Genomic DNA, 3,529 nt, shown 5'->3' with positions numbered 1-3,529 from the left:
CGAGAGCGTGATGCTGTCCTTCAACAGCAGCCCCTATCAAGGCGAAGCCGGCTCGTCCTGGTGGCACGTACATCGGGAGGAATCCTGCGAGCTGCGTGCTGTCGGCTTCTCCCCCAGCGGCAGGACCCTCGTGATCGCCTCAAGCTGCACCCTGACGCTCTTCACTCGATCACCTGGAACCGGAGCTTCTGGAATGAAAACCTGTCAGTAGAGTCCTGAGCATGGGCCGCCGGATCGACTTCTACGACGACCCCGCCGCGCCCAAGCCCAACAGCCTGGTTCCGTCAGTGAACGTCGTGGTCACCAACGAGGCGGGCGAGATCCTGATGATCCGTCGCACCGACGACGGCAACTGGGCCGTGCCCGGCGGCGCCATCGACCTCGGTGAGTCCCTGCCCCAGGCGGCCATCCGGGAGACGCTGCCAGCATCACCTGTGAGCTCACTGGCCTGGTGGGCACCTACACCGATCCCAAGCACGTGATCCTCTACACCAGCAACAGCGAGGCTCGCCAGGAGTTCTCCATCATGCTCACCGGCCGAGCCGTCGACGGAGAGCCGACGCCGAGCGACGAGTCCCGCGAGGTCCGCTGGGTGCCCCACGACAATGTCGATGCGCCTGCGCATCCGGCACTACCTGGCCGGCGGGGACCACTGAGGCAGTCTCGGCTACATGCTGCCGTCATCGGGTCGGGGTCCGGGGGCGGTTCCACCAGAGGGAGAGGGACAGGGCCGCGGCGATGAGGATGGCGCCGCCGGCGGCGAAGGCGGCGGCTGTGTCGACCCGCTGGTGGATGACGGTGAAGCTGCCGGGAAGAGTGTCGAGGGCGCTTTGGAGCTGGTCGGCGTTCTCCGCGCGGTGGTAGGAGCCGCCGGTGCTCTGGGCTATCCGCTTGAGTGCGGGCTCGTCGATGGTGCGGGGGTTACGGCCGCTGTCGAATCCGCCGCGGCCGCCAAAACCGCCGCCCCGGCCGTCGAAGCCGCGGCCGTCGAACTGTGAGTTGTCGCAGACCATCGGGGCCGGGTTCGTGGTGCCGAAGCCGATGGTGAAGACCCGGACGCGGCGCAGGGCCGCCTCCTGGGCGGCGAGCTGTGGGTCGACGCCCTGGGTGTTGGCGCCGTCGGTGAGCACGACGATCGCGGCAGCGGCGTAGCCTTCCCCGCCGCCGGGGTCCGCCCCGGTGGGGGCGACCGACGGGTCGACCTCCGCGATCGCGTCGATCGAGGTGAGCATGGCCTGCCCGATCGCGGTGCCGCGGGACACGGTGAGGCCGTCCAGCGCCTCGATCAGCGACTTGGTGTCGTCGGTGGGAGGGACGAGCAGACCCGCGGTGCCCGCAAAGGTGACCAGGCCGATGCGCGGCCCGCCCCGCTGTGACTCGATGAAGTCCGCGGCGGCCTTCTTTGCGGCGATGATGCGGTTGGGGTCGACGTCCGTGGAACACATGGAGCCGGAGGTGTCGAACGCGAGCAGGATCGTCGCCGACGTCTGCGGCACCGGGACCGACACCTGCGGGCGCGCGGCCCCGACCACGAGCAGCGCGAGCCCGGCTGTGAACAGTGCCGCGGGGATCTTCCGCGTCCAGCGCGTACGGCCGGGCAGGGCGCTCCGTACGAGCGCGATCGAGGTGACGCGCACGGCGGCCCGCCGGCGGCGGCGCCGCGCCCACTCGCGGATGGCGAAGATCAGCGGGATGATCAGGACTGCCGGCAGCGCCCACGGCCATGAGAACGACATTCAGATCACCCGTCCAGACCGGAGCACGGTGAGCGCCGCTCCCGCGGTGAGCAGCGCGAGGGCGAGCCCGATCAGCCCGCCGGCGAGGGGCAGCGGCTCGTCGGAGACGGTGAGCCGCAAATCGATCGTGTCGGCGATCCCGTCGAGCCGCGCGGTGTCGGAGGCGGGGTGGTAGGCACCGCCGGTGGTCTGCGCGATCACGGCGAGGGTGTCCTCCTCGAGCGAGGTCTGCAGGTGGTAGCCGTCGACCCGCACCGTCGCCCCGGCCGTGGTGCCGACCCCGACGGTGTGGATGTGGACGCCCGCCCGCTGGGCCACGGTGGCGGCGCGTTCGACGTCCGCGCCCCGGTTCTGGCCGTCGGAGAACATCACGATCGTCGCCGACGGCCAGTAGCCGATGTCGGGAGCGGCGCCGTCGCGGTCGACGGTCACCTGCTTGCCGGTGATCGCCGACAGCGAGGCCGTGATGGCCGTCCCCAGCGAGGTGCCGCCAGTGATCTTCAGCCGGTCGACGGCCGCGAGCGCGACGGAGTGGTCGGCGTCGGGCCGTGCGGTGGTGAGCGCGCCCCGTTCGAACGCGACGACTCCGATGTCGACGCTGTCGGGCTGGGCCGCCACGAACGCGCGGGCCGCCCGCTGCGCGGCCGCCAGCCGGGTGGGCGCGACGTCGTCCGCCCCCATGCTGTTGGAGACGTCGATGGCGAGGATGACGGTGCCCGCGGTCCGCGGCACCGGCACCATGGCCGTCGGTCCGGCGGTGGCAATCGCGAGTACCCCGACGCCCGCGATCGTCAGGCCGATGCCGAGGTACGCCCGGCGGCCGCCCGGCACAGCGACGCCGGCCGCGGCGAGCGCTGCCGTCCGGCGGCGCGCCGAGACGACGGTCGCCCAGACGAGCGCCGCCGTGACGAACAGTCCGATGACCAGCAGGAGCGGGGAGGACAGGGTCATGAGGCCTCCTTCGCCGGCCTCAGGTGTCTATCGGTCATGGCGACCGGTCCCCGGTTCTGGCGACGACCTCGACGAGCGCCTCGGCCAGATCGCGGTCGGTGTCGATGCGGTGGACGGGCACCCCGGCCCGGCGCATGCCCGCCGCGAGCCGGGCGTCGCGGGCGTCGACGGCGGCGCGGAAGCGGACCCGCAACAGCGGGTCGGCGGAGTCGACCACGAGTTGCTCGCCGGTCTCGGCGTCCTCGACCACGATCAGTCCGGCTTCGGGCAGCACGTCGTCGGCGGTGTCCACGATCCGCAGGGCGACCACCTCGTGCCGCCGGGCCAGGCGCTGGAGCGAGCGCTCCCAGTCGCCGTCGCCGATGAAGTCCGACAGCACGACGATGAGTGCGCGGCGGCGCGCGAGCCGTCCGGCCGCATCGAGCATCTCCGCCAGGTCGGTGGTGGTGCCGCCGCGCGCCCCGGAGGTGCGTTCCAGCTCGGCGCCGATCCGCAGCGCGTGCCGCCGGGAGGTGCCGGGCGGCACGACGCGCGGCGTCCCGGTGTCGAACAGCAGGGCGCCGACGCGGTTGCCGCCCCGGCCGAACAGCCGAGCGAGGACGAGCGCGAGCTCGGCGAGTACGTCGTGCTTGCCGCGCCCCGGCCGGCCGGCCGCCATCGACGCCGACCGGTCAAGGACGAGCCACACCGTCAGCTCGCGATCCTCGGTGAACACTCGCAGGTGCGGCTCGTCCAGCCGTGCGGTCACGTTCCAGTCGATGTGCCGGGCGTCGTCGCCGTCGCTGTAGGCGCGCAAGCCGGTGAAGTCGATCCCGGAGCCGCGGTGCGCGGTGCGGTGGGCG

General features: G+C 72.3%; 4 protein-coding genes and 1 pseudogene. 2 read left to right on the top strand and 3 right to left on the bottom strand.

The window, feature by feature from the left end:
• Both ABZ260_RS48640 and ABZ260_RS48635 read left to right on the top strand, forming a co-directional pair.
• On the top strand, nt 1–211 hold a 211-nt coding region (locus ABZ260_RS48640; protein WP_355632095.1), incomplete at its 5' end, for a hypothetical protein.
• Between the two features lie 10 nt (nt 212–221).
• Nucleotides 222–656 (top strand): annotated as a pseudogene (locus ABZ260_RS48635) (NUDIX domain-containing protein).
• 24 nt (nt 657–680) lie between these two features.
• On the opposite strand, the gene ABZ260_RS48630 reads toward ABZ260_RS48635, so the two are convergent.
• The 3 genes from ABZ260_RS48630 to ABZ260_RS48620 all read right to left on the bottom strand — a co-directional run.
• Complete coding sequence (locus tag ABZ260_RS48630) at nt 681–1,736, bottom strand: VWA domain-containing protein (RefSeq protein WP_355632092.1); 1,056 nt, start codon at nt 1,734–1,736, stop codon at nt 681–683.
• Complete coding sequence (locus tag ABZ260_RS48625; protein ID WP_355632089.1) at nt 1,737–2,687, bottom strand: VWA domain-containing protein; 951 nt, start codon at nt 2,685–2,687, stop codon at nt 1,737–1,739.
• Nucleotides 2,688–2,721: 34 nt separating this feature from the next.
• On the bottom strand, nt 2,722–3,529 hold an 808-nt coding region (locus ABZ260_RS48620), incomplete at its 5' end, for a DUF58 domain-containing protein (protein ID WP_355632086.1).

This window comes from Streptosporangium sp. NPDC006013 (assembly GCF_040614275.1).
Taxonomy (GTDB): Bacteria; Actinomycetota; Actinomycetes; order Streptosporangiales; family Streptosporangiaceae; genus Streptosporangium.
The sequence above is the reverse complement of the archived record's forward strand: the minus strand, read 5'-3'. Positions and strand labels throughout refer to the sequence as shown.